The sequence below is a fragment of the Kluyvera genomosp. 2 genome, from assembly GCF_036759865.1.
Taxonomy (GTDB): domain Bacteria; phylum Pseudomonadota; class Gammaproteobacteria; order Enterobacterales; family Enterobacteriaceae; genus Kluyvera; species Kluyvera ascorbata_B.
The window spans coordinates 1-22961 of the sequence record NZ_JAPKIA010000030.1 but is presented as its reverse complement, the minus strand read 5'-3'; the positions used below and the strand labels follow the sequence as shown (position 1 = coordinate 22961).

At 53.4% G+C, this 22961-nt stretch carries 33 protein-coding genes; all 33 read right to left on the bottom strand.

The window, feature by feature from the left end; genetic code table 11:
• Nucleotides 1–563, bottom strand: a 563-nt coding sequence (locus tag V6942_RS22865) for a YmfQ family protein (RefSeq protein ID WP_333501854.1), incomplete at its 3' end; no start/stop codon positions are given.
• Entirely contained in the window at nucleotides 548–1624 is a 1077-nt protein-coding gene (locus V6942_RS22860; protein ID WP_333501853.1) for a baseplate J/gp47 family protein, read from the bottom strand. The genes V6942_RS22860 and V6942_RS22865, both read right to left, overlap by 16 nt.
• Entirely contained in the window at nucleotides 1614–2066 is a 453-nt protein-coding gene (locus V6942_RS22855) for a phage GP46 family protein (protein ID WP_333501852.1), read from the bottom strand. The genes V6942_RS22860 and V6942_RS22855 overlap by 11 nt, the downstream gene beginning before the upstream one ends.
• On the bottom strand, nucleotides 2063–2605 hold the full coding sequence (locus V6942_RS22850) for a phage baseplate assembly protein V (protein ID WP_333501851.1): 543 nt from the start codon (nucleotides 2603–2605) through the stop codon (nucleotides 2063–2065). The genes V6942_RS22855 and V6942_RS22850 overlap by 4 nt, the downstream gene beginning before the upstream one ends.
• Complete coding sequence (locus V6942_RS22845; protein WP_333501850.1) at nucleotides 2596–3699, bottom strand: phage baseplate assembly protein; 1104 nt, start codon at nucleotides 3697–3699, stop codon at nucleotides 2596–2598. The genes V6942_RS22850 and V6942_RS22845 overlap by 10 nt, the downstream gene beginning before the upstream one ends.
• On the bottom strand, nucleotides 3699–4967 hold the full coding sequence (locus tag V6942_RS22840) for a DNA circularization N-terminal domain-containing protein (protein WP_333501849.1): 1269 nt from the start codon (nucleotides 4965–4967) through the stop codon (nucleotides 3699–3701). Before V6942_RS22840 ends, V6942_RS22845 begins: the two co-directional genes overlap by 1 nt.
• Nucleotides 4967–6745, bottom strand: coding sequence for a phage tail tape measure protein (locus V6942_RS22835; protein ID WP_333501848.1), 1779 nt, complete (start codon nucleotides 6743–6745; stop codon nucleotides 4967–4969). Before V6942_RS22835 ends, V6942_RS22840 begins: the two co-directional genes overlap by 1 nt.
• A 98-nt stretch (nucleotides 6746–6843) precedes the next feature.
• A complete protein-coding gene (locus V6942_RS22830; protein ID WP_312654836.1) occupies nucleotides 6844–7227 on the bottom strand; it encodes a phage tail assembly protein in 384 nt (127 codons plus the stop codon).
• Between the two features lie 3 nt (nucleotides 7228–7230).
• A complete protein-coding gene (locus tag V6942_RS22825; RefSeq protein ID WP_234507957.1) occupies nucleotides 7231–7584 on the bottom strand; it encodes a phage tail tube protein in 354 nt (117 codons plus the stop codon).
• A 9-nt stretch (nucleotides 7585–7593) separates the two neighbouring features.
• Complete coding sequence (locus tag V6942_RS22820) at nucleotides 7594–9072, bottom strand: phage tail sheath subtilisin-like domain-containing protein (protein WP_333501847.1); 1479 nt, start codon at nucleotides 9070–9072, stop codon at nucleotides 7594–7596.
• Between the two features lie 2 nt (nucleotides 9073–9074).
• Entirely contained in the window at nucleotides 9075–9275 is a 201-nt protein-coding gene (locus V6942_RS22815; RefSeq protein WP_333501846.1) for a DUF2635 domain-containing protein, read from the bottom strand.
• A 5-nt stretch (nucleotides 9276–9280) separates the two neighbouring features.
• Nucleotides 9281–9901: a hypothetical protein gene (locus V6942_RS22810; RefSeq protein WP_182929321.1), complete on the bottom strand. Its 621-nt coding sequence runs from the start codon at nucleotides 9899–9901 to the stop codon at nucleotides 9281–9283.
• Nucleotides 9902–9976: 75 nt separating this feature from the next.
• Complete coding sequence (locus V6942_RS22805) at nucleotides 9977–10489, bottom strand: phage virion morphogenesis protein (RefSeq protein WP_333501845.1); 513 nt, start codon at nucleotides 10487–10489, stop codon at nucleotides 9977–9979.
• Nucleotides 10489–10929 (bottom strand): DUF1320 domain-containing protein, encoded by a 441-nt coding sequence (locus V6942_RS22800; protein ID WP_333501844.1) that lies wholly within the window; start codon nucleotides 10927–10929, stop codon nucleotides 10489–10491. The genes V6942_RS22805 and V6942_RS22800 overlap by 1 nt, the downstream gene beginning before the upstream one ends.
• Complete coding sequence (locus V6942_RS22795) at nucleotides 10930–11442, bottom strand: hypothetical protein (RefSeq protein ID WP_333501843.1); 513 nt, start codon at nucleotides 11440–11442, stop codon at nucleotides 10930–10932.
• Nucleotides 11443–11513: 71 nt separating this feature from the next.
• Entirely contained in the window at nucleotides 11514–12428 is a 915-nt protein-coding gene (locus V6942_RS22790; RefSeq protein WP_333501842.1) for a Mu-like prophage major head subunit gpT family protein, read from the bottom strand.
• 2 nt (nucleotides 12429–12430) lie between these two features.
• Complete coding sequence (locus tag V6942_RS22785) at nucleotides 12431–13393, bottom strand: phage protease (protein ID WP_333501841.1); 963 nt, start codon at nucleotides 13391–13393, stop codon at nucleotides 12431–12433.
• A gap of 210 nt (nucleotides 13394–13603) precedes the next feature.
• Nucleotides 13604–14443 (bottom strand): phage minor head protein, encoded by an 840-nt coding sequence (locus V6942_RS22780; RefSeq protein ID WP_420107860.1) that lies wholly within the window; start codon nucleotides 14441–14443, stop codon nucleotides 13604–13606.
• Nucleotides 14436–16007, bottom strand: coding sequence for a DUF935 domain-containing protein (locus V6942_RS22775; RefSeq protein ID WP_163446204.1), 1572 nt, complete (start codon nucleotides 16005–16007; stop codon nucleotides 14436–14438). The genes V6942_RS22780 and V6942_RS22775 overlap by 8 nt, the downstream gene beginning before the upstream one ends.
• On the bottom strand, nucleotides 16007–17581 hold the full coding sequence (locus tag V6942_RS22770; protein WP_420107861.1) for a terminase large subunit domain-containing protein: 1575 nt from the start codon (nucleotides 17579–17581) through the stop codon (nucleotides 16007–16009). Before V6942_RS22770 ends, V6942_RS22775 begins: the two co-directional genes overlap by 1 nt.
• An 8-nt stretch (nucleotides 17582–17589) precedes the next feature.
• Nucleotides 17590–18168 (bottom strand): DUF3486 family protein, encoded by a 579-nt coding sequence (locus V6942_RS22765; protein ID WP_234507913.1) that lies wholly within the window; start codon nucleotides 18166–18168, stop codon nucleotides 17590–17592.
• Nucleotides 18158–18436, bottom strand: a complete 279-nt coding sequence (locus tag V6942_RS22760; RefSeq protein ID WP_333501838.1) for a hypothetical protein — start codon at nucleotides 18434–18436, stop codon at nucleotides 18158–18160. Before V6942_RS22760 ends, V6942_RS22765 begins: the two co-directional genes overlap by 11 nt.
• A gap of 2 nt (nucleotides 18437–18438) precedes the next feature.
• A complete protein-coding gene (locus tag V6942_RS22755; protein WP_234507909.1) occupies nucleotides 18439–18726 on the bottom strand; it encodes an ArsR family transcriptional regulator in 288 nt (95 codons plus the stop codon).
• Between the two features lie 11 nt (nucleotides 18727–18737).
• Entirely contained in the window at nucleotides 18738–19040 is a 303-nt protein-coding gene (locus V6942_RS22750; RefSeq protein WP_163446208.1) for a DUF2730 family protein, read from the bottom strand.
• Nucleotides 19021–19251: a TraR/DksA family transcriptional regulator gene (locus V6942_RS22745; protein WP_333501837.1), complete on the bottom strand. Its 231-nt coding sequence runs from the start codon at nucleotides 19249–19251 to the stop codon at nucleotides 19021–19023. The genes V6942_RS22750 and V6942_RS22745 overlap by 20 nt, the downstream gene beginning before the upstream one ends.
• Nucleotides 19248–19853 carry a hypothetical protein gene (locus V6942_RS22740; RefSeq protein WP_333501836.1) on the bottom strand — a complete coding sequence of 202 codons (606 nt, stop codon included), beginning with the start codon at nucleotides 19851–19853 and terminating at the stop codon, nucleotides 19248–19250. The genes V6942_RS22745 and V6942_RS22740 overlap by 4 nt, the downstream gene beginning before the upstream one ends.
• The gene (locus V6942_RS22735; protein WP_333501835.1) at nucleotides 19841–20248 is read right to left on the bottom strand and encodes a hypothetical protein; all 408 of its coding nucleotides are present in this window, start codon (nucleotides 20246–20248) and stop codon (nucleotides 19841–19843) included. Before V6942_RS22735 ends, V6942_RS22740 begins: the two co-directional genes overlap by 13 nt.
• Nucleotides 20241–20459 (bottom strand): hypothetical protein, encoded by a 219-nt coding sequence (locus V6942_RS22730; RefSeq protein ID WP_333501834.1) that lies wholly within the window; start codon nucleotides 20457–20459, stop codon nucleotides 20241–20243. The genes V6942_RS22735 and V6942_RS22730 overlap by 8 nt, the downstream gene beginning before the upstream one ends.
• A gap of 2 nt (nucleotides 20460–20461) precedes the next feature.
• On the bottom strand, nucleotides 20462–21043 hold the full coding sequence (locus V6942_RS22725; RefSeq protein WP_333501833.1) for a glycoside hydrolase family 108 protein: 582 nt from the start codon (nucleotides 21041–21043) through the stop codon (nucleotides 20462–20464).
• Between the two features lie 97 nt (nucleotides 21044–21140).
• The gene (locus V6942_RS22720; protein ID WP_227674116.1) at nucleotides 21141–21470 is read right to left on the bottom strand and encodes a hypothetical protein; all 330 of its coding nucleotides are present in this window, start codon (nucleotides 21468–21470) and stop codon (nucleotides 21141–21143) included.
• A complete protein-coding gene (locus tag V6942_RS22715; protein ID WP_182929337.1) occupies nucleotides 21470–21862 on the bottom strand; it encodes a Mor transcription activator family protein in 393 nt (130 codons plus the stop codon). The genes V6942_RS22720 and V6942_RS22715 overlap by 1 nt, the downstream gene beginning before the upstream one ends.
• Nucleotides 21859–22404, bottom strand: a complete 546-nt coding sequence (locus V6942_RS22710) for a gp16 family protein (protein ID WP_182929338.1) — start codon at nucleotides 22402–22404, stop codon at nucleotides 21859–21861. Before V6942_RS22710 ends, V6942_RS22715 begins: the two co-directional genes overlap by 4 nt.
• Nucleotides 22401–22961: hypothetical protein (locus tag V6942_RS22705; protein ID WP_333501832.1), on the bottom strand; the 561-nt coding region annotated here is incomplete at its 5' end. The genes V6942_RS22705 and V6942_RS22710, both read right to left, overlap by 4 nt.

Here is a 22961-nt window from a genome sequence, read left to right as displayed (position 1 = left end):
TTAATCAGCGAGTCAGCTTGGGAAGAAATGACCTGCTTATTCGCACCTTCCCTAGCTCTCTCAGATAACAGTGGGGTCATAACATTATCTATGCAGGTAAATCGCCCACCTTTAATCTCCTGGACATCAATTTGCAGTAACCAGCGATAACGCGCCGGATAAAGCGGATACATACAGCTGCGCAAGCAATGATGAGGAAGAATCACGTGGACTGACACAGTAAAGCCCAGTGCCGCTGCAACAGCCTCAATCTGCCAGGGTGCTAGCTCGCCTTTGCGGTGGTACTTCTCAACGACTGCCGCTCGTCTTTCCTCAATGGTCCCGCTGGCAAGCCCGCACTCAGGAAGTTCAAGGTATCCCTCCCATTCTTCAAGCAGCTGGAAGGTCGTTTCGGGTCTCATCTCAGCCAGCAACATATCGCCATTGGCTTCTGCCCGGCTTAAACGACGTGCTAATGCCCGTAAAAGATGAGTTAAATCGGCATTCTGATCACGTGGCCACGCCTTGCCTCTCGGCATTACCTGCTGCAGGGCGTGGAGCCAGTCATCTATGCTGTGAGCCATGTAATCTCCCCGATGGTAATGAGTTCTTCCGTTGTGGCTGTAATATCAGCACTCAGCGAAAGCACATAATCGGTTACACCAGTGGCCGAGCCAATCGCCGTTCGGACAGAAGAGAGCTGGAGCTTCTGGCCCGGTGAAAGTGTTTTTTGCAGAGCAGCGAGGTTGGCCTGAACGGCAGCTCGTGTTGCATCATTGTCGGGTGTGAGCTTGATGGACATCGGCACCGGCTTTAATCCCAGAACAACCGGCCACACCTCAATCCCGCCTGGCTTACCAACATAGTTACCCGTTGCGGGATCAGAATGACGGTAGATGTAGGCTTCCATATTTTCGCGATCAGCTTCGGTTGGCGTTATATCTGCGCGGCCATCATAAACCCATGCAAGACCAACGGTTGATGGCCCATGCCACGCATCAAAACACCAGGCGCGGCTAACACCGGCCATCTCTCGTGCCCAAAGAACATAGTCATGTACTGCACCACCAACGGGCGGATTCCGTTTGCGATAAAGAAGGCGATCCAGTAGTTCACTAATCGGTTCAATATCAGCACCGTCTGTAATGCCGGCGTCAGCAACAACGCCATTACTGTCAGTGCCAGCAATCGGAGAAAGAAGAGTAAGAACTTCACCTGCTGGCAAGTTTCCATCAACGCCAACCTGGTCAGACTGGATTAGTACAGAGACAGTCCCATCGCTAGGCTCTGAAGAGCTGAGTACGCGATAAACCATGCCAGTTGAAGTCTGCATTTCAGTATCAGCAGGAAGAGCAGCAGAGCTGGTGAACGCAGCAGGACCGGTGGCAAACGTCGCTTGTTTGCGGATAACACCTTCTGATGACGCGGTATCGATAATGGTCTGGTCATCTGACTTTGGGGACGGAATTATCTGATCAGCAATCCAGCTCTGATGATCATAAATGTCCCGGACCTGACTACTGACCGAAATATTAATGGCATTCTCAACCCCAACAGGCGGCAATGCAGGAATATTGAGTTCAATCTCAATATCGTTTTTCCCGTCAGCAATAATTTTGCGTAATGCCGGTACGTTAAATGGCATTTGCGGTTGCCTCCCAGCGTCGGCTTAATTGGATATTGAGCACTGATTTATCAGGCCGGGTTAAGATCACAATAAAATTGACTCGGTCAGATGCCGCGATTGTGGCTGTAACACTCGCGGTCCGGGCATATCCTGAACGCAACAACGGTTGCATAGCTAAACGGGCATAATCTTCAACCCGGAGCCGAACAGACTCGGTTAACTTCTCACGTTCCAGAAGCCAGAGTTTTGACCCCCACGGGGTATCGCTGAATGTGTCGCCGGGCCAGCCGCGAGGGTCGCCAGAGCCGTCAGGTATTTCATCATCGGCATCAGCGCGAGCATCGGTGAATAAGCAGATAAGGACTAAAGTAACAAGCCCGTCGTCAAGCGACAGGCCGTCATGCTGAACGGTGATATCACCGCGAGATAAAAGGTTTTGCCAGTTCAGTCCAATCGTCATAAGGGCGCAGTTGTATCAGCATTGTCGCCATCCTTATGAATATGTTTGAGGAAGGATTTACCATTAACAGTAATATCCTCGGTGAATTCAGCAGGACCGACGAATTTAAGTTGAGCACTATTAATCTCAAATAATTCGTCGCCGGTATAATTTACCCGCTTCCCTCTTACGTCGATGATTCCGCCAGCTTTCAGAATAATCATCGACTGGCCGTCCTGATGATAAAGACATACATCACCTTCCTCCAGTCCTTTCGGGCGACAGCGTTTATCTTCAACCGCGATAGCGACCAGACTTTCACGCCGCCCACCAACGGCCAGAATAATGGCCTCACTGCCGGCAGGAGGGACAGAGGTAAATCCGTACTGCTGAAAACGTTCAACATCATCGTTGGTAGCATCTGCCAGTGACTGAACCTGCAGATTCTGACGCCCCAGGCTGTCCGTCACAATCCGGACAACAGCGCGGTCAACAATAAGACGAAGGCGGCGGGCAAGCTGATTCAACGTGCGGCCAAAATTTGCTGGATTTAATCCCATGTCGCAGTCACCTTTGCTTTACTGCCTTTTTTACCTTTGCCTTTAGCCTTCGTCTCCGGGAGATCGAGAGATTCAGGCGGCACCAATGCCAGCACTGAAATACGGCCACCATCACCTTCAGAGAAGGTCACCGTCTTAATTAACCAGGTGGTATCGAGGTTCTGAACCGGATCGCGAATATCCGTGAGGACATTCGGCTGCCATAGCGGGCCGGTGTAGCCATTCTCACGCCAGCCCGCAACGGTAATCTCGGTGGTGTTAGCTTCCCCCATCATTCGGGCTTTGTACCAGTCGCCGCGCGTACTGGCACCGCCAACTGTCAGGCTATCTTCATTGACCAGAATTTTCGGGCGGTAGCGGTTGATTTCGGTGTCATCGATACTGACCTGGCGACCACCGATAACTTTTGCTGGCTGGTCATCCCATGTGCTGCCACCGGCACTGGAGCTTCCTTTGACGATGTACTGACTGGCCCGTTCGCGCCAGCTGAAGCGGCCACGCGCCGCGAGAATGTTTTCACCAAGGACCAGGGCAACTGATGCACGACGCGTTGAGGCTCGGGTAATAACGAGGTTTCCACTAGCATTCGATGTAAGCAACACACCTCGCTGTTTTGCCAGTCTGTCGAGCAGATCAAAGCCCGTCTCACCCTGCTCAAGTACCACGCTAGGAAACGAATCACCGGTATCGGTCTCATTGATGACGCTGATACCGTAAGGCTGGGCAATCTCCCGAGCCAGTTGCTCAAGACGAATACCTTTCCATTGCCCAGATTTATGCACGACAGAGCTGTCTACCAGGTCACCTGTCTTATCGCGGCCCATAACCCGGATTGAAACATTCTCAGCGTCATAGCTGGGGATAAAGTCATCAATATACCCCGTCAGGACGGTATCGCTGCCAATGGCAACCGTACAAGCCAGACCTTCTTTGATAGTGCGCGGAGCTGCCTCTGACCACTGTGTGGTAACCGTGAGATCAAATTCGCCGGCAATAGCATCCAGTGACCGGGTGATGGACATTTCAGTCCAGCCATCCCACTGCTGCCCCTGAACGGTCAGCATTACAGCTTCCGGGGTTTGCTGATTATCCATTACTCAATAACCTCAATCGTGGTGGATGGAAGAATAAAAGACGGATCACGCAACCTGTTGCGGGAGACAATGGCTTCCCGGTTTTCGGTATCACCTGTTTCACGCCATGCCAATAGCGCCGCCGTCGTTGTTACTGTGGTGTTTAGTGTCCGGATATCGGGCAACTGAGCGCCGCGAACCCGAACATCGTTCACCACGGCAAAGCGCAAATCACGTAATGTTCGCCACAGCTCACGCTGACCATTTTCAACAGCGGTGACCGCGAACTCAGCAAGCTGCTGCGCGAGCTTATCACCCGCCTGAGTGGCCTCATCAGAGGTCGAAAACTCCATTGTGGCCACAGCTTCAGCCTGGGCAACGACGGAAGTAATTACGACCATCTGGCGAAAGTCGCTGATGTTGGTCTGCATGGCTGTCGATGGGGTGATCGTTGTTGTTGGTACGCTGCCGGCAATCCCCATCACACCATTCGCTGGCGAACTGACGGTGACAGGCATATTCGCGGGCAGGCTCTTTGTCGCTGAACTGGCCGCGCGTTCGCCAGCCCATTGACTGCGGAGCTGGTCATAGACGCGAAGAGACCAGGGCGGCTCGCTGACGATATCGCGAACGCTGCTGGTAAGACTGGAGAACTGCCGTACCAGCTCACCGGGTTTTGCAATGATAATGCCGGCAAGGTCTTTAAAGCGGCCAGCGCGGTCCACCCAGTCAGTCAGGGCCGAAGGGATCGTGGGCAGATTCATCACCAGCCCCTGCAGGTCATCCAGCAGCGTGTCGGTCATGTCGCCAAGACCATCAAGCGCGGAAAAATAATCACCATTGGCCAGCGCCTCAGTGACGGAATCAGCAGCACTTAATGCAGTCTGGCTGGTATCCTCTTTCGGAGCGGGGAAAAGACGCTCACCGGCCTCAAATACTTCAAAATTGACATAAGCGACCCCGCCTTCTTCGGTGCTCAGTTTGTGGGAAACCTTGCCCACCTGAACCTTCTGGATACCAAACCACGGGTGCACCAGTTCGCCGGGGCCAGCAGCATTAAGGGCGGTTAAAAGCGCCTCTAACTGCTTTTGATAGTCCTTCCCAATCAGCTTGCCGTTGATTTGTTGCTGGGTCAGGACCGCACCGTTATCTTCCGTCCAGCCGACTTCCTTTTTAGGGTATGCACGTGGAATCGCACGACGCCCGCTAGTACCTTCGTTATCAGCTAAATAGAAAGGTACATTCCGGAATGATGCCTCATGCAGAGTTTCCCATTTACCAGTAGCCATCAGTTCTGCTCCACATTAGATACGCCAGACTGGGCGCTCAGAGTGACACCTGGCTGGTCCATCTTGACGCTTTTAACACGAGCATCGCCCTCGACTATCACGCGAATCTCTCCCTTCAGAGATGGAGGAACGGCAGGATAAGAGGATGACTGGGGCTGCAGACTAGCCCACGGCTGCGGGTTCGCTATCTGCGGAGCATTTGCCGTGCTAGTGAACCAATCTTTAATATCGTTCCACATGGTACGACGGTTGTTATTTTCTTTAACCTTCTGAAGTAAATCGCTCTTCTGCTCGTCAGTCTCCGGGAATGGAATAATTGAAGTAAGTTCACTAGCGGTTGAAATCGCTGTTGTTACAAGGCCGGGATGTAATGAAGGATTCTTTTTATTCTGACTATCAGGCAGTTCTGGGCCGTTGTCATTGCCCATTCCACCTTTACCCATATTCACTACATAAACAGGCATCACGCCGGAGCCAAAAACATCAGCAACTCCTTTAGGGATACCTTTCCCTGCACCGGTACTGAACATATCCACCACGCCTTTACCCAACTGAAATGCCTTGCGGGCAGCAATGATGCCACCCACGGCGATCGTGATATTCTTGCCAATCTCAAGCCAGTTCTGCACGGTCTCCTGGTCCACGGCGTTCAGGGCGTCAGCCAACTCCTGCACGGGTTTAGCCAGATTGCTATTGGCAAACTTTTCCCACGTTGTGCTTAAACTCTGGATAGCAGAGGTAAAATCCTGTGCCGCATAGGCGGCGTCATCAAGAATACCCTGACCGTCGGCAACGACTGACTGATAGCGCTTTAAGTTCTCAGCTCCTTTACCGGACGTTACGCTGCTGATTAAAAGAATACTGTCCTGATTAAAGCCCGCCCCCAACAAGCGTGCGTTCTGCTGTTCAGCCCCTTTACTGCCTGACCGTTTGGATATTTCCTGCAAGAGAACAGGCAAAGACCGCATTTGCCCCTCTTTGTCGAACACATTGATGCCATTGTGTTTGAGGGTTTTTACCACTTTGGGAACCTGAAGATCGCGAATCAGGTTTTCAACTGCAGTAGCAGCGGTATCTCGATCGCCCGTCACGTCAATAGCCGATTCCAGCGCAACACCGACATCTTTGATACCAGCCACACCTTTACCACCGGCCGCTGAATACATGGAGAGCGCCCGGACACCTTTTTCAGCAATATCCTTTAATTCAAAAGCGCCTTCTTTACCCAGCTTGTTTAAGGTGTCCATCGCTTCCAGCGTTTGCTTTTCAGACATCAACTGGTATTTAGGGAACTGGGCAAAAAGTCCCCCGATAGACTCGCCTGAACCGCCAGATGCTGCAATTGATGCTGCAAGGTTGTTCTTATTTTTAAAGCCAAAGTCGATATCACCGGTGACAGTACCGATTTTTTCAACAGCTCCAATCACTTCACTGTCATCCACTTTGAACTTAATGGCCGCATCCTGCATACCACCGAACATCTGGGCCATTTCTGCGCGGGTTTTCTCTGCAGCAAGGCCCATACGCGTAATACGGCGGTCTGTCTGGGCAAATTCTCGCAGCATGGCTCCGCCAGCAAACCCGGCAATCATTCCGGTATACCGGTTTCCCAAAGCATCAAGCCCACGTCCAGCAGCTGCCGTGGTGGCCTTCACGACAGACATTGCCCGCTCGTTACGGCGGGCGAACTCGGACATGTTCGCCCCGTACTGGCGAGCCTTGGCGGTCAGGTTGCCGGCAAGGTTAATAAGGATTTCAGTTGTGAGGCGGCTTGCCATGTTGCTTCCTCAGTTGGTCTGTGAGACGCAGCAGCTGCCGCAAGGGCAACTGCTGGAGGTAGTTGATATCAAAACGCTGAGACAGGTTGACGATGAGATTACTGAGCGCCGTCGCCAGCGGCATCAGCTCGCCCCCGATTACTGGTCTCCGCCAGCAGGTCGTCCATCGCTCCCGCTTTTTCCGTCAACAACTCAAGGTCTTCCGGATGGAAGGAATACAGCTGTTTGACGGATAGCGGGCCGGGGATACTGCCCACCTGAAGGATCTGCCGGCGTAGCATTTCCAGCCCCATCAGCACTTCAGAGCAGTAGGCAACAGCTTTGCCATTTTCGCCGATGACCACGCGCTCAGCCGCTAACTGAGACTTAATCACATCTTCCGATGTCAGTTCACGGAAGGTGACGCTGGTATGGCGGGTTTCATCCTCAGTGCCTTTCCCGGTAATAAAACCGTGCTTCAGGGTAACGCTCATCTGTGCCATGACTTACACCTTCACCAGTTGGGTACCGACGAAGTTCGCGCTGATAGTACCGGCGTCTTCATCGAGAGTTGCCGGGTTATCCGTCGCCGCCCCGGTCATCATATAATTCAGACCGTTGTCACCTTCAAACATCACCGTGGCATTCTCAAGGTTGCTGATCTCAATGACATCCATATCGTCAGCAGCGGCCAGAGTCATCTGAATGGAAGGGCCGGCCATTTTGCGCGACGTTCCCCAGACCTTGCCGCCTCCCATATGCTGCGTTCGGGCAAAGCCGCCCGGATTCAGCGTGGATTTACCTTCAGTTTTGTATTCGCGTCCGTTAACGCGAATTGACGCCATTCCTAAAATCGACATGTTTCCCCCTTATTGTTTGAACTGGATAAGACCGGCCAGCACACGCAGCTGATTAACCAGATTCGGATGCGCGATGAAATTCAGGCGGTTTGCATCGTTGCTGTCGATATCGACATCGAGCGTCTCTTTATAGTCGTCGAAGTCTTCCACCAGACCTGCCGGCACCAGCTCAGTCAGTGCAATATCCAGCAGCTCAGCGCGGGCAATTTTTGGCGTCATCACCGGCTGACCAGGGTCAAGCAGGTCAAGAACGTCATCACCGGCCAGCTTGTGGCGAGGGTAGCGTGTGGAGAAACGATTTTTGATGATGTAACGAATGCGCCCCAGCGTGGCCGGAGACTGCACATCGAGGTAAGACGTGTCTGGGTCACCATACTGATTCACGCGATACATCGTGATTTCGCGCTCAATGCAGACATTACCGCCGGCATCCACAAAATGCGTGGCCATGCCATCATGCAGCAGCAGATTGCGCTCCGGCATATCCCAGCGAACCTCTTTAGACGGCGCAAGAATGCCTGGCATAACCAGCGTCTGCAGCGGGCGGGCCGGGTCGATAGCCAGATAATAAGAGGCAATGCCGCCGTAAGAAGCTGCCCAAATCCAGTGCGGCTGCGGCGCAATATTGGTGGACATGTTCGAAATCAGCCAGTCATTGCGGGCGTCACCATACGTGCCGGTTTCAGCGTGAGTGCCGCGATAGCCGGACCAGAGCTGGGCTTCGATCATTTTCAGCGGCCCCCAGCGCTCAACCAGTTCATCGCGAATGGTATTGAGACTCTGGGTATCGTTAAACGCAAAGATGATGTCGGTGTACCAGTCATCGCCCAGGGCTGCGACGGCGGCTGCAATATCAGGCGTCCCCGTGCCGCCCGAAAATGCGGTAGTAGTGACACTGATACCCGATGGCAGTTGCTCACCGGTGTAATAGTTCAGTCGCACATCCATTGCATTACCGCTAACGCCGCTCCAGTTCGCCACCAGTTCGACGGTATCCGTTTTATCGGCTGCGAGAGCGGCAGTGGCCATCGTTGCCGGCAGACTGTTAACTGCCTCAACAATTGCAGTGGCCACCGCATCTTTATTGTCGCTACTGCCGACGCCAACCTGCACGGAAACGCCGTTGATCATCAATGCGAGCGTACCGGCTGCGGTAGCGGTTCCGGTCACTGTCAGCGAGGCTTTCGCTGCCGCACCGCTGGCAAGATCAGCAAGGCCCATCGCCCATGTTTCAGTGTATTTGTTGGCTTTGCGATACATTTTGAGCATCTCAGCCAGCATCGAGCCTTTGCCATAAAGCTGTTCGGTCATGCCGTCACTGGTGATGCGATTCTGGGTAAGCGCCGCCGCTGTGCCGGTGTCCATCTGGTGACCAATAACAATCACCTTGCGGGACTGTGCCGGCGCACTGCTTAGCGCCTGTGAATTGTCGATCTCGATGTATACCAGCGGAACGCGGATATCATCTGGAATTGAACCAAGTGCCATCGTTATTTCTCCCCGGCTTTATGTTTCTGGGCTTCAGCCGTTACCGGCTCTTTGGGTACATCGGAGATCGTCACATCGCCTTCCGCCTGCCGGCGATACCACCAGGCTTTCATCGGCAGTCGTTCACCTTCTGGTTTCAGATGGTTGCCATCGGGTTTACGGACCATCAGCCCCTCACGGGACGGTTTAATCAGCTTTATCATGGGTTCTATTCTCTTACGTTAATCACGCCTTTAAGCTCGGTTTCACCGCCATTTACGGCAAGCGTCGCCCCCAGCCGCAGGAAATCAGGCAATGCGGCAATGTCGATCTCTTCGTCCAGCCGGAATGCCTGCTCCCACGTCACGGCCCACATCGTCAGCCCGAGTTCATTGAGGCCACCGGAGTAGATGTTGTCAGCACTGATAGCGTCGGCAGCACGCTCAGCCTTCATGCCGGCAGCAGCACCACGTGCAGCGATGCGGCGAGCCAGTTTGCCAACCAGGACTTCGCAGCGGATGTCCCGTGTGTATGCCCAGGAATCCGTCGCCATGACATAAGCAGCCCAGGTAACATCACCAACCATTCCGCCCGCTAGCTGGCGGATATTACGGATGCGCAGTGCGGCAATGCGGATACAGCCATCCCGATCGGACAAATAGGTTTTGACCTCAGCAGGTGTGTTGAACTGCCCGATATGACGTTCAATGACTTTCACCTGGTCCGGGTTACTCCCCATAAGCCCCTTACCGGGTTCATCCGGAGACGGGGATTGCTTAAGCCAGGCAACAATATTTTCAGCAGCGGCAATCGTGCTGCCGGTGGTCAGCAGTGTGGGTCTTTGACTCATGGAAGAACTCCCTGCCAGAAGTCGCCAATGACATGCATCAGCTCTTCTGAGTTTTCAGATGACAGTCCGAGGTATTCACGCTGTGGCATATTCATCAGGCGCTTCAGATGACAGTCCGAGGTATTCACGCTGTGGCATATTCATCAGGCGCTGATGCGCGCCGACGGTCTGCCAGACACCATGCTTCAGAGCGCGACCAAAAGCCTGGGTAATGAGCCGCTTGTGGGAACTAACGGACACATTGCCGGCAAAACCATCCTGATGGACAGCCGCGTAAGCGAGTGGCGAACCGACACGAACGCGCCCCCGTTCAACGATATGCTGGATGCTATCCATCAGACCGCCGTCCCCCTGCAGCAGGCTCTGATTGCCGTGGCGGGTCTTACTGTATGTATCCGACCAGCCCTGCCACTTCTCACCAGATGGACTGGTTTTTTCATCACTGATGCGGCGGCGAGTCTGAGATTCAACAACGGCCCCGATACTTTCCAGCAGCTCTTCCTGCAGCGAACTGTCGGACAGTTTCTCGATGGCCAGCCTGATCTGCGCCAGCTTCTCAGCGCCCATGACCTCGACAGATATCGACATCACAGCACCCCACGCAGCTTATTACGCGTGAACAGCCGCTGGTTATCAGAAGTGATAATGATTTTGCCGTTGTCCGTTTCAGGTGGCGTGGTATCCGTCGGCAGACCGAGATCACGCGTACCGCTGGCCATCTCTTTCAGCGTCAGAATGGCGCTGTCATAACGCTTCTGAATAAGGTCTGTTATCTGGTTGTCTCGTTCAGATAACCAGTAAAGGGCAATGGACGTTGCTACCCGATGCAGCGGGCGCGGGACGACGGAGATATTCAGCGGCAGCTGATAGCGACGTGACAGAAACGAATTGATTTCGGCATCAGCATCATCAATCGCGGTTTCAATCTTCGCTTCGTCGAGCTGCTCAGTAGACTTGTCGATGGCCATGTTCCAGACCAGCGCACCATCCGTTGCCAGCAGATCATCACGGGTAACGTAAATGCCCATTTAAACCTCCGACTTCGTGACGAGAACCTTCACCTGCAGGTTTGGCTCAGCTTTGAGTCGTGCCGCCATTTCATGGCTGATGAAGCATTCCACAACGACATCACCTTCCAGCACATTCGCCTCGTTATCACCATCAGGATCATCACTGGCAAAAACATGAACCGGCTCACGTGGCCAGAAACGGCCGCAACGCCAGAAGCCGCGCTCGTTAACCGCCCGGACCTCAAGCACCTGCACATCACTCGTTTCAGGCATTGAAAGAGGGATCATGTTGAGTGCAGATGAATGGCCTCCTGACGCTAAGCCTGCCTCTGTCAGACTCTCATCAACCGCACTGGCACTTACACCGATGGCTCGCGAACCCACCGCAGCGTAGTGCCCTGGCAATGTTGCTGGCAGTTCAGCTCCCGCCGCGTTAAGTGCATCAGCCGGTGCCATTTCCTGCGCTGAAACCTTGCCAGCGCGACCTTTAGCGTTTTGCTTACCCGTTGTTTTTTCTTTCGTTCCACTCACTGTTCCATCCTCTTAAAGGTGGGTTACAGCAGGCTTTAACCTGCTGTAACGGATTAAACGGAGACTGACGGTTAAGGTGCCGGTGCAGCAGGCGTGGTAATGAACGGGGTATCAACGATTTCCACATCTTTGTAATAGATGTTGGAATCGCCGCCATCGACCAGCATGGCATCGATGATTTTCTTCGCTGCTGCACGGTTGTTCGGTCCCACAACCAGCGTCGTCGGACGGATACCCAGTGGCTCACCAGAATCACGTTTCATTCCCTGCAGTACTTTCACTGCTGCTTCATAGTTCGCAGGGGTTAGTGGTGCACGTGAGGCGCAAGCGGTCTGCCAGAAACCAAAGCCAACGTTGCAACGGCCGTCGACGCCAAACAGAAATTCGTTCTGCAGGAAGGTATGCTCACTGTTGAGGTCATCCAGTGCGTGGAAATCAAAGGGACGGCGGATTTGATACAGGATCGGCTTGAGCACCTGAGTTTCATCAATCAGGAACCAAGGCTCGCCGGCATCCGTCTCGACATCACCAACAATATTGCTGTAGGTACTACCCGCCATCGGGTGGTCTGTATCGAAGAAGTTCTGGCCGTCAAAACATAATGTGTTGAACCCAGCCACCAGAAGCGGGAAGCTCAATTTGTCCGGAAACTCAGAGACCTGTCGGCCAAATGCCTGTGCATTGATGCTGTACTGACCGATCTGATCGTCTTCAATGCTTTCACGCTTGACGCGAATCGAGTTCTCCCACGTCTTGTTCGGGATGGTGTAGCCCTGCTGAGAAAGCTGTGCCAGCTGACGTGCGCCCACCCATTCTTTAATTTCTGGCAAGTCTGATAACCAGCCATAAGTGTTGGATGCTGCGCTGCTTGGCACTTCGGTTGCGATACGCAGATACTGCGGTTTAATTCCCGCCAGACCTTTTGTGAACGCTGCGCTCAGTGACGTTGAGAGTGCGTGCAGAATTTCTGCTGATGGTTGCGGCATTCTTATTGCTCCTGTTTCGGTTTAGCGGCGAGAAACTCTTCTTTGGAGAGGCCCATGCTGCGGCACATCGCCAGTTCGGTTTCGGTCAACTGGGTCTGGTCTTTGTTCTCTTTCCCTTTGGTTGGGTCCGCGTTGACCAGTACCGGCGCGGTTTGCATGAAAGCGGTAAACTGCTGACGGCCTTCTTCAGTACGGCAAAGCGCCAGGTACATATCCCGGTTCGCCGGCGCAACTTTCCCGGCAGTCACAGCGCCGTCGACAAGGTCCATTGCGGCTTTGTCATCCAGGGCTTTCAGGCGACTCTCCGCCGTTTCGGCCCGGTTAAGCGCCAGTTGATGGGTCTCTACCGGAATAAACTTCGACAGGTCCGGGTTTTGAGCGCGGTTTAAAGCAACTTTCTCGCTGCTCTGAATGGTCTGGATCGCCGACACAGCGTCATCAACGGACGCGGTAGCAGCAAGACCCAGCACCGTGGCAATCTGCACAGGTACGGTCATGGAGTTCTCCGAATTAAGGGCGGGTAAATACAGGTTGGGTTTGTTGGTCAGGCCAGCGCTGGACAGGCGTGTCACCTGTGCGTTGGCGCTATTGAAGAATGCAGGGCTGTAGTAACGGTATTTTTTACCGCGAACGATAGCTTCACCGTCTGCAGTCCACTCGATATGCGCATCAATACTGCCGTCGTCATTGACGCGAAGGGCATCAATCCAGGCATAAGCCGGGGCTTCTTCGCCTTTCGGGCCTTTGAGTTCGGTAGCGTGCTCCATATCGAATGGCAGCTTAGGGTAACGAAACGACGCGGAGACAACAGACGCTGGATTGTCGTTAATCCACGAACGGCCATCACGACCAGTAAACGTTCCCGCAGGGATCATTGGCAGCCATTCAGGTAACGGCTTGCTGACGTCAGATAAATCAGGCAGTTCAAAGCAGAGAGCCAGAAGTTCCGGCTGGGTGGTATTCATGATGCTGTCCGTTTGTGTTTGCGGGTACGGACAGTATGAGGAAGGCAAAAAAAAAGCCGGATTTACCGGCTTCACTCTAAACGAAGCGGCTAACCCCGTTTAAACCACGTTTAAAAACGCCTGTAAGCGTTTAAGAAAATTTCAGAGCGTCATCGTATCACAAAGCGCGATAACGTCACTACGCGCGATTCTGGCAGGTTATTGTTGCCGTTACATCCCCGCGTCAAATGCCTGCTGTTTCAGCTGTAGCTGACGTTCCAACTCAGCTTTGCGCCCTGTACCCGGATTATAGTCCCACCCCGGATCAATACCCTGTGGGACCATTTCCTCTTCGCCGGTACGCTTATTGACCCACTTAACTCTTTTGATGGCTGGCGCTTCAGTACGGACCGGCACGGACTGACGGATAACATGGCCCGTTGGATTGCCGCTGTCATCGAGCTGCTGCACGTTGCGGGTGACGCCATTCTGCTGGAGCTGCTGGTACTCATGCCTGCTGACCTGCCGAACCCCGCATTTACAGCCCCAGCCGTTGGGGCCGATGTGCGTTTGCCAGAACGGATCATCCACCGGCAAACAAAGGTCCGCCCACCACAGGTGCTCCTGTCGATGCTCGCGTGATGGCCCCAGCGTATACAGCAGGTAAGGCATAGCGCGTTTGGTCCGTTCAATGCGATTCCACTGGCCCGCGCTGCGGGCGGTCCGCATGTTGGTATCGTAAATGGTACGTAAACGCCTGTCGCTGCCAAGCTGCACCGCCCTGGATTCCTGCGTCAGCGGGTCATCCATCATCTGAACACCCCACCAGCCACGTTTTACCAGCATCGGTTTCAGGGTTTCCCTGAACTGGGTGAAGGTCTGCCCGCTGACCAGCGCTTCCTCCAGAATGGTCTTCACGTCCTGCAGCAGATCAAGCTGCGTCATTTTAGCCACGGTGAAACCGAGGCTATTTTCTTCACGCCAGACATCACGGTGATCAAAGCCGGGCTTCAGCTTTTTAGACTTCAGCCAGGCCAGCGCCTCTTTGGGGATAATGGTTGATTCAGGCATCGCTGGCATCTCCCAGCGCACGCGCTTTAAAACTCAGCAACGCCAGCTGCTGGACGAAATCATCAGGTTTAAGAGACTTCTGCAGCGCAGGAAGGCGAGCCAGGAATTCGTCGAAACTGTCCACGTCGTTCGCCAGCTGCAGCACAGGACCGGTAAACGCATCACCGGTTTGTTCCCAGTCCTGTAGCGCGTCATTGACCATCGCATCAATTTCATCATCCTGAGCACGATTGAGTGCAATCTGCTCGCGGTTCAGCGTGGGAGCCATGCTGTAAGCCGTAAAGCTGTTCGATGGGGCCAGTACAGCCGCACCTTGCTCCGGCTCAGTCAGACCAAACTTATCGCGGATCTCAGACTCCTGGACGCGCATCCCGCGATCGATTAATGGCGTCAGCGCATCAACAAATGCCTTGAGGTCTTCCGGCTCGCTGATGGGCAGTTTAACGAGAGGGTATCGCTCCTGCGGCCCGTAGTTGAACTGGATAAACGGGCGAACCAGAAACTCATTGATGGTGTTCTCCAGTTGGCGAGCATCCCATCGGGCGATGTCCATTCGCACCCGATCATGAACATCAGCCTGCGCCCGCGAACTACCATCATCTGTGGTCATCGTCTGGCCAAGTACCGCTTTACTGGTTTGAGCATCGCACCAGTCAGCCATTTCTTTAAACAGTACCCCTCCGCCATTGCGACTGGCGGTCTCCTGCATATCGAGCTGCATAGACTGGGGAATAGCACAGCCAGCATCTGACGCAATAGACGCAATGGCATCAATCAGCGTCTGGATCTGTTCCGGGGAGGCGTTCGCACCATATTTCCCGACAACAATCGGAATACCGAATTTTTCAGCAAACGCCCACCAGTCACGCACGGTGAAAGACTTCAGCATGTACATCACCGCCACCAGACGAGCCAGACCATTACGCAGCGGTAAACCCGATTTCAGTCGGGGATAGTGCATCACATACTTACCCGGCGTCAGCGGAATACCGTCAACTGGCTGCTCATCGGTCAGCAACCTGAACTCGCGCAGCGTGTCGCTGTCTGGCTTCAGGAAGCGCGGGTCCACCCATTCGTAATCATAGGGAATCCAGACATCACGCGTGCTCCAGAGGATTTCACATACCCCGACGCCCTTACCGAGGCCATCCAGCAGATCGAACAGTAGTTCGGGGATTTGCGGCTGTTCCATCAGGTTGCGCACCGCATCTGCCAGCATCACATCATGTTCGTCATCGCTGCCGGCAACGACGCTCGGAATAAGACTGGCCACAGTAAGCTTACGGGTACGGAGCACACTCGCATAATGTAGATCGCGCTCTTCCATTTCTTCAGCAAGGATGAAGTAATCCCGAGCGTTTCCGTCGGTCACATTACGTAATACCCCGGCTAATCGCGCCGGGGACAACGTACTGGCAACACTGATGCCGGGTGATGGAGTCCGGACGCTGGCGCGTCTGGCCCGCGCTTCCGGCTGGGTCATATTCTCTTCATTAACGGTAACCGGATTATCTGTTGCCGGATTGAGCAGGCTACGGGTAGCACCTTTGCGTTTTTTCTTCATCAAAGCAGTCCTCGCTGATTTTTAAGGCCACGGGTCGTGCGCAACTGGCGCTTGCTGTCGCGGTTACGCTGCTGTGTCGGATTATTGAGGCGATGCAGCTCGTATCGCCGGCAATCCTCTTTACTGGCGAGAAACGCCAGGAAGATGGCATAGGCGCTGTCACCGTGGCGCTTGTGGCCATCGCTGCCTGTATTCTCCCGGTCATCAATTCCGGGAGTGCCGCGCAGGATGACAATCTGCCCGAGGTCACTGATAACGTCTTCATGCTTAGGTAACACCAGTTCGTCATCTTCAAAGGCTGATTTAAAGCGGGGCATGTTTTCCCGATAGTGGCCAACTGAAGGCATGACCACTTCGACCTCATCGCCATACCGTTCAGCCGCCTGTTCGGCCAGATAGTTACCGTTCCCACGGCCATCGAGCTTGATGCCATCCCTGCGGGGAAGGCGATCGCAGATAAAGAACAGCGCCTGTTCCTGCTGTTTGTAAGGAACGTTCGCGAACTCGACCAGAAAGGGAACCGTGCGGGTGGTGTCGTCGTTGACCGTCATCGGGGCAAAGACGGTGAGGTGGCCAGAACGAGCAAAGTCTTCCCCCAGACAGTGGCGGAGGTTTTGCGGCAGCTTATTCAGTTCCGGCAGCACAATCCGCTCAAGCCAGTCCTGCATATCCAGCGCCCTGACACCTTCAGGCGTAGCATTGAACTCTGTCGAACCGGTGAAGCGCAGAACGGGGCCAGAGCCTCGGGCCGCTCGCTCACGAATGGAACGGGCCAGATAAGTCCCGCCGCCGTTCTTCGGCTCGCAGTAGTATTCCTCGCGGGCATCTTCTTCAGTTGCGGTATCGCTCAGCAGGTTGTCCAGCCATTCTTCCTCGGCTGCAGGCGACCATGTCTGCCGGGTGACCTGGCAGATTCGCTTATAAAGACCCTCGGAGATAGCCAGTTCTATATCAATACGGTGTACCGAGTAACGGCGCTTCCCCGCGCGGCTTTCGGTTATGAGCGTATTGAACAGGTTCTCGATGCCGTTATGGGTGGAGATAATCCGGACTTTACTGCCCCACATGGTCAGCGCCAGCGCAGCCTTCAGTAACGCTGCCAGATCGCCCTGAAAACCCGCCTCATCGATAATGACATTACCCTGCATACCGCGCAGGTTGGACGGATTAGAGGACAGTGCTTTAATTTTAAAACCGCTGGCAAAGTTAATGACGTAAACCAGAATGTCTTTGTCTTCGTCCTTGAGAACCTCTTCGCCGATGTCGGATGCCGCCCAGTCGTAAGCTTTGGCCCACATGGCGCAGGCATCAATAAACTCACGCGCCATGTCTTTTGTCGTGCCGACATAGAAAGTATCGCAGCCGCCAGCCTCTCTCGACATCGAGCCATTCAGGGCGGCATCAGCTGCTTCTGCCCAGGTTAACCCGGTACGACGCGACTTTTCGCCGATCTTGATTTGAGCTGTATCGGCAATCCAGCGGCGCTGGTAGGGTAAAAGCACCTGGTCCTGGTCAAACTCACCAGCCAGAATCGCCGCAGCGGATGCGCTGTTCAGGGCGCTGTCTGTGACCATATCAACCATTACGCGATCCCCAGAATCTGGCGGCGGATATCAGCAGCGGTCTCAGCGGAAAGCCCCGCCTGTTTGGTGATTTTCTCTGCTTGCGCCGCCGCTTCTTCAGCAAATGCCTGGCGAATTTCTTTTTCTCGCTTATGGCTGGCCATCGCAGCCGCCTCAAGCCGCTGGGCGACCAGTGCCAGTTGCCCCAGCGCTTTAGGCTCGACGGTCTTATCACTGTCGGCCAGCTCCATTGAAGTCTCAAACGCCAGCGTCTTCACAAACTCCAGCAGTAATTTACCAACATCAGAGGACGGTGCAGAACCGAGCTTTGCGGCCCAGATTTCAGCCATCTCGCGGGAGGCGCGAATTTTTGCGCCGAACTCTTCCATGCGGCTTGCATAGCGGTTGAGACCGGTACGGCTAAGTTTCATATCCTCCGGAAGGTTATGCTCAGCAATCAGCTCATTAATGGCTTCCCGGATTTCCTCCTGGGTATGCCGTTTATTGCGCAGCAGCTGGTGCAGATGATCGCGAACCATATCTGGGAGGAGATCAATCTTTGAGGGCCGGCCACGGGTTGGACGTTGTTCACTCGCCATGCTCCCCCCTGATTTTCGTCAGGAACCCGCGCTCATGGCTGGCCTTATCTTTCAGCAGAAGCTTCCAGGCTCGCTTGTATTCCGGGTTGTTATTCAGAAACGTATTCAGGTAGGAGTCAGGGGCATTATGGTCGTATTTCTCACCCGTTGACTTCTCCACTTGCGGGGCTACCGCCCGGACCTCAAGCTCAAGGCACACCAGCACGCCCGCCATCAGATTAATGATGTTACGTTCACCCTTTGTCAGTGGTTTCAGCTTATTCGCCATCATTACCCCCGTGGACGTGGTTTTTTGACACCAGGAACGGTGATGAGACCGCTGGCGACTTCATCACCCCGGCCGGTGATTTCCGCCACATAACAGCCGGAAACATCACTCAGAGAGACCAGCCCCTGTTCTTTCAGCCAGGCAAGTTGCGTCCTGACTGAGTCACGAGAAACCTTATGGCCATAGGTCTGCAGGCAGGTCTGCAGAATGGATTCGTTAGCGCTGTCACCACAATCGAGCAGGGAGCGCAAAAGGACCAGGCGCTGGTCCTGGTCAAGTAAATCACGCATAGACATATCCTCTATTTATCCTTCAGTTCGTTTTCCAGAAGTAAGTCGCTGATGCGCGAAACCTGACGAATGGACGGGGCCAGCTCGCGCAGCTCGCCCCGCAGATTGCTCATCTCCAGTTGCAGTTGGTGGAGGTCTTTCTGGCTGGGTAACACTGCGATCGTGTTTTCCAGCCCCTGAACGCGCTGGCGCATCAGGTCCAGCTCTTCGCGCTTGACGTAGGTCTTTGCCAGCAAAAGCTGAATAACGCTCACTGCTGACATAAACAGCGCCCAGATAATGGTCCAGTTACCTTTAACGACTTCCCAGCCCACGCTTCCCCCTTTTTTCTCTGATGTACTGACAGGTCAAGCAGGTCACTGCATCCGGATTGGCAGCTAAGCGTCTTTCCGGGATGTCATTGCCACAGTCGTTGCAGAATCCAGGATGTTCAGCTCGCTCTTTTATGCGGCTTAAATGGTTGTTTAAGGCGCGTTCGCGATCCGTTGTTTCAAGGCTGCTGGCGCGATCGAAAGCATCTGTCATCGGGGAATTACCACCTTGTGCTTACTGGATTTGCTGTATCGGGCGAAACCGTCGAGCGTTCTGAATCCCAGATAACTCAGCGCAGGTGTTGCCAGCATCAGCGCAATATCCCAGTCAGGTTCTGGCATCGAGAAGGCATGACCAAAAGCCCCCGATATTGCGCCAGCCTGCTGCCCCAGAGACATCAACATCACATAAATAATGCTGCTGTAGAGAGACAGTCTGGCCATGCGTGGGCGGGTCTGACGGACATATTCGTCCGTTGCATTGTCGCCGTTACGGATGGTTTCCTGCTGTTCGTGATGGGCAGCTTGCTGGTCGGCCAGCAGCGCTTTATCCCGCTCAAGCTGATACGACTCCAGCTGGACTTTCAGTGATTCGAGCTGGACGAACTGTTCAGGCGGGAGCTGTGCCAGCTTCTGCTCAAGCACCCGCTGCTGGTCTGTCGGGTTAATCGCACCATTAACGGTTTCAACAATGCCGGCGACAGAGTCCGCCGTTTTCGCTGCATCACCACCAAACCAGTTACCGACGGTACGAACGAGGGTTGGCCCGGCCTTCAGAAGAACCGAGGCGATTGTGGTGAGCGTTACTGGATCCATGCGAGCACCCCCTTACGTGATACCCAGTGGCAGCACAGCAGCGCAGCGGCCGCGCCGACGGGGGCCAGCCAGATAAGCTTTAGTGGCTCTGCGAAAATCGGCGAAAGTACAATCAAAAGAGCCCCCACAGACCAGACCAGCCACGCCCAGAAATGGACAAAACGACTGAGGCGAGTATCAGGTTTAAGGAGCCGATAAGGCAGATTACCGAGGAAGATACTGAAGCCGATAAGCCCAACCCCAGAGAATGCACACCACCACACAATAAAAGCCTGGCGTCCATAAATATTGCAGAACACGAGCGACAGAACGACCAGAGCCAGCACAAACCAGCCTGATTGAGAAACGCGGAGTAAAGCCTGTTTGAACCAGGTGAAGTCAAAAGATTTAAACACGGTGTTTTTCCTTATAGCGCTGGCATTGCCAGACGATGTCTCTGATATCTACGGAGTCCCACCCTTTGCGGTAATAGCTCGCATGGGTGCCATCACAACCTGAATAATCAATGGGAACGGGAGGCGGTCCGTTCCCAACACGATGGAGCACTTCCTGCCGGATACGGTCACGCCGCCCCTGACGCATTGACGCATCCCAGCCTTTGCCCATGATTAGCTCCGGGCTACCGAGATCTGACCGCCGATAACCTCCTGGCAGGCGTTCGCCAGCTCATCGAGTCGGTTAAACCAGCCGTTGAGGTATTTGCCCTGGGAGGCATTGGATTTGATGATGCTGGCGTAATAGCGGGAACGACGGAGAAAGCAACGATTGAGCAGCCATTCAGCATCAGCGCTGGTGACTGCATTGATAGTTTTAGGGCCGACGATGCTATCGGCAGAAACACCAACAGCTTCCTGCAGTAACTGGATCGCCTTTTTAACGCCATGCTGAACAGCGGCATCAAACATGAAAAGGGAAATGCCATCTGGCCATTTTTCGCAATATGCCGGATACCAGTAATCGCGATAATAAATCTGCCCAGCCTGTTCTTTGTTTAGGTCTTTAATTTTGGTCTCTGGCTTGCCGTCACCGTTAACATCGGTGAGCCCATCAGCAACCCCATCGCGTTTATCAGAAATACCAAAGTTGGTTTCTCCGCCTTTATCGTTGGGGTCATTGACATAACCACCTTCACGGGCAAGAACGAAAGAGAGTGCGTGAGCAAATGCGGGAGAGAGTATTGAACCGGTCATGCCTGCTCCTGTAATAGGGAAGAAAGTGATACTTTCCCCATTTTGTCGCGGGCATAAAAAAAGCCGGATTTACCGGCTTCATTGGATATTTACTGAATTAGTAAAATAATATTTCCCTATAGCTATATAGAATCCAAGCTGATGCCAGTAGCAGTAGAATAATAAAACTTATGCTTTTATCAGTAACGGCGGGGTTTTCTTTTGCGGTTTCCAGCAAGGACTTCCTTTTCAGCAGATAGAAGAAAAAAGGAAGAATAAGAAAACTCAAGATAGCCCACGCAACTGGATGCAGGCCCTTTCTATATCCCTTTTGAATACCATCCGCTACCACATAACTCCCTATATTGTGACTAGCTGCATCAAAGAACACCCAAAACACACAGATAATGACAACAATATCAATCAACACACCACCAGCCATAGCCATTACTCCATATCCAGAGAATATTGTCTTTTGCTTAATTCTAACCTACGCATCCGTTTGATAGCTTTATACACTGTTTTGTAGGTCACATGGTAGCGTTCAACCAGTTCCTGGACATTATCGCCAGTGAAGTCACGCCAGATCCGCATGTCGCGAACGAGCTGCTCAAGCACCTGCCCGCGAGGAAAATAGACCTGCATACCGCCAATTTTCCCGCTGATAGCGGCAACCAGCTCAATCGAATGTTTCGGATCATATCCAAGGCGGCCAAGCTCAACACGCAAAAGTGCATTCAGCTCTGCAAGCAGAGACGGGAAACGAGAACTTTCCACCTCATCGTCAATATGGTCAAGAATACTATCGTCGCGAACATCACCAAACAGGTCATTACTCATTTCGCCCACCTTTTTGCTGCGTCGTTATACGCCGAAAGAATGGTGCCATAATCCCGACTCTCGGCCCCGGTTCGTGGGTTCACTGGCATTATGACGCCATGAGCCGCGAGAGAAGATTTCATCTCACGGATATGCCATTGCTTAAGACTTTCCAGAACGCTCAGAAGTTTTTCACCACGTAACCATGATAATGTTGCAACACCTTCGCCCCCGTTTTTGAGTCTGGTGATGCGCTCGGCGAAATGGTCAAGGGCCGCTTCGCTGGCATCAACCAGAAAACCATGCTCCGCCATATTTCGCCATATCATGCGGATTTTGTCGCTTTCTGGCAGAGCCGTATTCTGGCGACGTTTACTTCTTTTTTGTCGGTTAAATCCTTTTTCTTCCAGTGTCTTTAAAACCTTTTCTAACTGGCTGACCGTCAGTTTACGGCAACTGATTTCACCGGTAGCGTTCTGGAGCACCGAACGATAAGTGTCATCATCCAGCTGCAGTTTATTTTTGGCCACATGGATAAGGGTAATTAAAGATGCACGACTCATAGGCGCGTCCCCATACTTTGTTCAGCCAACTGCTGCTCGCGCATCATATTCTGTGCAGCTTGCATCAGGAGGGCAATGCAACGGCGGGTTCTTGCTGCGGCCAGACGGTTACTGGATTGCCTGTCAATGTAAAGAGCCTGAGCCATTTCAAGCTGCTCAACCGCTTCTTCAAACATGGCAGATACTGGCGGGCTGGTAGGTGATACCGAATCCAGATGGACCTCCACGCGTCGAGCCAGACGATCCATTTTTCGGGTTTTATGCTGGTCAATCATGTCACTCATTCCATTATGCCGAAGCTGCTCAATCATAATTTCAACGTCTGCTGCTTCTTCGGCGATGCGATTACCATTCGCTTTATGAGTAACAAAACGAGTGCACGCAGCGGCTAACTCATTACATTCTTCGGCTGTTGCCAGTACCTGATGGTCATATCCCCACATAGCCAGAGCAGCATCGAAAATTGTCGAAATAGTTTTTTGATTGCTCATTAAATATTCCTTTAGGGAAGGTGCGAATAAGCAGGTCATTTCTTCCCAAGCTGACTCGCTGATTAA

Excerpts from the sequence above, each read along its gene's own strand:
- V6942_RS22785 (WP_333501841.1), bottom strand. The coding sequence starts at position 13,393 with ATGAATACCACCCAGCCGGAACTTCTGGCTCTCTGCTTTGAACTGCCT.
- V6942_RS22810 (WP_182929321.1), bottom strand. The coding sequence starts at position 9,901 with ATGAGTCAAAGACCCACACTGCTGACCACCGGCAGCACGATTGCCGCT.
- V6942_RS22710 (WP_182929338.1), bottom strand. The coding sequence starts at position 22,404 with ATGAGTCGTGCATCTTTAATTACCCTTATCCATGTGGCCAAAAATAAA.
- V6942_RS22850 (WP_333501851.1), bottom strand. The coding sequence starts at position 2,605 with ATGGGATTAAATCCAGCAAATTTTGGCCGCACGTTGAATCAGCTTGCC.
- V6942_RS22720 (WP_227674116.1), bottom strand. The coding sequence starts at position 21,470 with ATGGCTATGGCTGGTGGTGTGTTGATTGATATTGTTGTCATTATCTGT.
- V6942_RS22740 (WP_333501836.1), bottom strand. The coding sequence starts at position 19,853 with ATGGATCCAGTAACGCTCACCACAATCGCCTCGGTTCTTCTGAAGGCC.
- V6942_RS22840 (WP_333501849.1), bottom strand. The coding sequence starts at position 4,967 with ATGGCTACTGGTAAATGGGAAACTCTGCATGAGGCATCATTCCGGAAT.
- V6942_RS22770 (WP_420107861.1), bottom strand. The coding sequence starts at position 17,581 with ATGGTCACAGACAGCGCCCTGAACAGCGCATCCGCTGCGGCGATTCTG.
- V6942_RS22860 (WP_333501853.1), bottom strand. The coding sequence starts at position 1,624 with ATGCCATTTAACGTACCGGCATTACGCAAAATTATTGCTGACGGGAAA.
- V6942_RS22760 (WP_333501838.1), bottom strand. The coding sequence starts at position 18,436 with ATGGCGAATAAGCTGAAACCACTGACAAAGGGTGAACGTAACATCATT.
- V6942_RS22845 (WP_333501850.1), bottom strand. The coding sequence starts at position 3,699 with ATGGATAATCAGCAAACCCCGGAAGCTGTAATGCTGACCGTTCAGGGG.
- V6942_RS22835 (WP_333501848.1), bottom strand. The coding sequence starts at position 6,745 with ATGGCAAGCCGCCTCACAACTGAAATCCTTATTAACCTTGCCGGCAAC.
- V6942_RS22830 (WP_312654836.1), bottom strand. The coding sequence starts at position 7,227 with ATGGCACAGATGAGCGTTACCCTGAAGCACGGTTTTATTACCGGGAAA.
- V6942_RS22765 (WP_234507913.1), bottom strand. The coding sequence starts at position 18,168 with ATGGCGAGTGAACAACGTCCAACCCGTGGCCGGCCCTCAAAGATTGAT.
- V6942_RS22825 (WP_234507957.1), bottom strand. The coding sequence starts at position 7,584 with ATGTCGATTTTAGGAATGGCGTCAATTCGCGTTAACGGACGCGAATAC.
- V6942_RS22800 (WP_333501844.1), bottom strand. The coding sequence starts at position 10,929 with ATGGGCATTTACGTTACCCGTGATGATCTGCTGGCAACGGATGGTGCG.
- V6942_RS22725 (WP_333501833.1), bottom strand. The coding sequence starts at position 21,043 with ATGACCGGTTCAATACTCTCTCCCGCATTTGCTCACGCACTCTCTTTC.
- V6942_RS22745 (WP_333501837.1), bottom strand. The coding sequence starts at position 19,251 with ATGACAGATGCTTTCGATCGCGCCAGCAGCCTTGAAACAACGGATCGC.
- V6942_RS22820 (WP_333501847.1), bottom strand. The coding sequence starts at position 9,072 with ATGGCACTTGGTTCAATTCCAGATGATATCCGCGTTCCGCTGGTATAC.
- V6942_RS22780 (WP_420107860.1), bottom strand. The coding sequence starts at position 14,443 with ATGCCTGAATCAACCATTATCCCCAAAGAGGCGCTGGCCTGGCTGAAG.
- V6942_RS22815 (WP_333501846.1), bottom strand. The coding sequence starts at position 9,275 with ATGATAAAGCTGATTAAACCGTCCCGTGAGGGGCTGATGGTCCGTAAA.
- V6942_RS22855 (WP_333501852.1), bottom strand. The coding sequence starts at position 2,066 with ATGACGATTGGACTGAACTGGCAAAACCTTTTATCTCGCGGTGATATC.
- V6942_RS22805 (WP_333501845.1), bottom strand. The coding sequence starts at position 10,489 with ATGTCGATATCTGTCGAGGTCATGGGCGCTGAGAAGCTGGCGCAGATC.
- V6942_RS22775 (WP_163446204.1), bottom strand. The coding sequence starts at position 16,007 with ATGAAGAAAAAACGCAAAGGTGCTACCCGTAGCCTGCTCAATCCGGCA.
- V6942_RS22715 (WP_182929337.1), bottom strand. The coding sequence starts at position 21,862 with ATGAGTAATGACCTGTTTGGTGATGTTCGCGACGATAGTATTCTTGAC.
- V6942_RS22790 (WP_333501842.1), bottom strand. The coding sequence starts at position 12,428 with ATGCCGCAACCATCAGCAGAAATTCTGCACGCACTCTCAACGTCACTG.
- V6942_RS22730 (WP_333501834.1), bottom strand. The coding sequence starts at position 20,459 with ATGGGCAAAGGCTGGGATGCGTCAATGCGTCAGGGGCGGCGTGACCGT.
- V6942_RS22755 (WP_234507909.1), bottom strand. The coding sequence starts at position 18,726 with ATGCGTGATTTACTTGACCAGGACCAGCGCCTGGTCCTTTTGCGCTCC.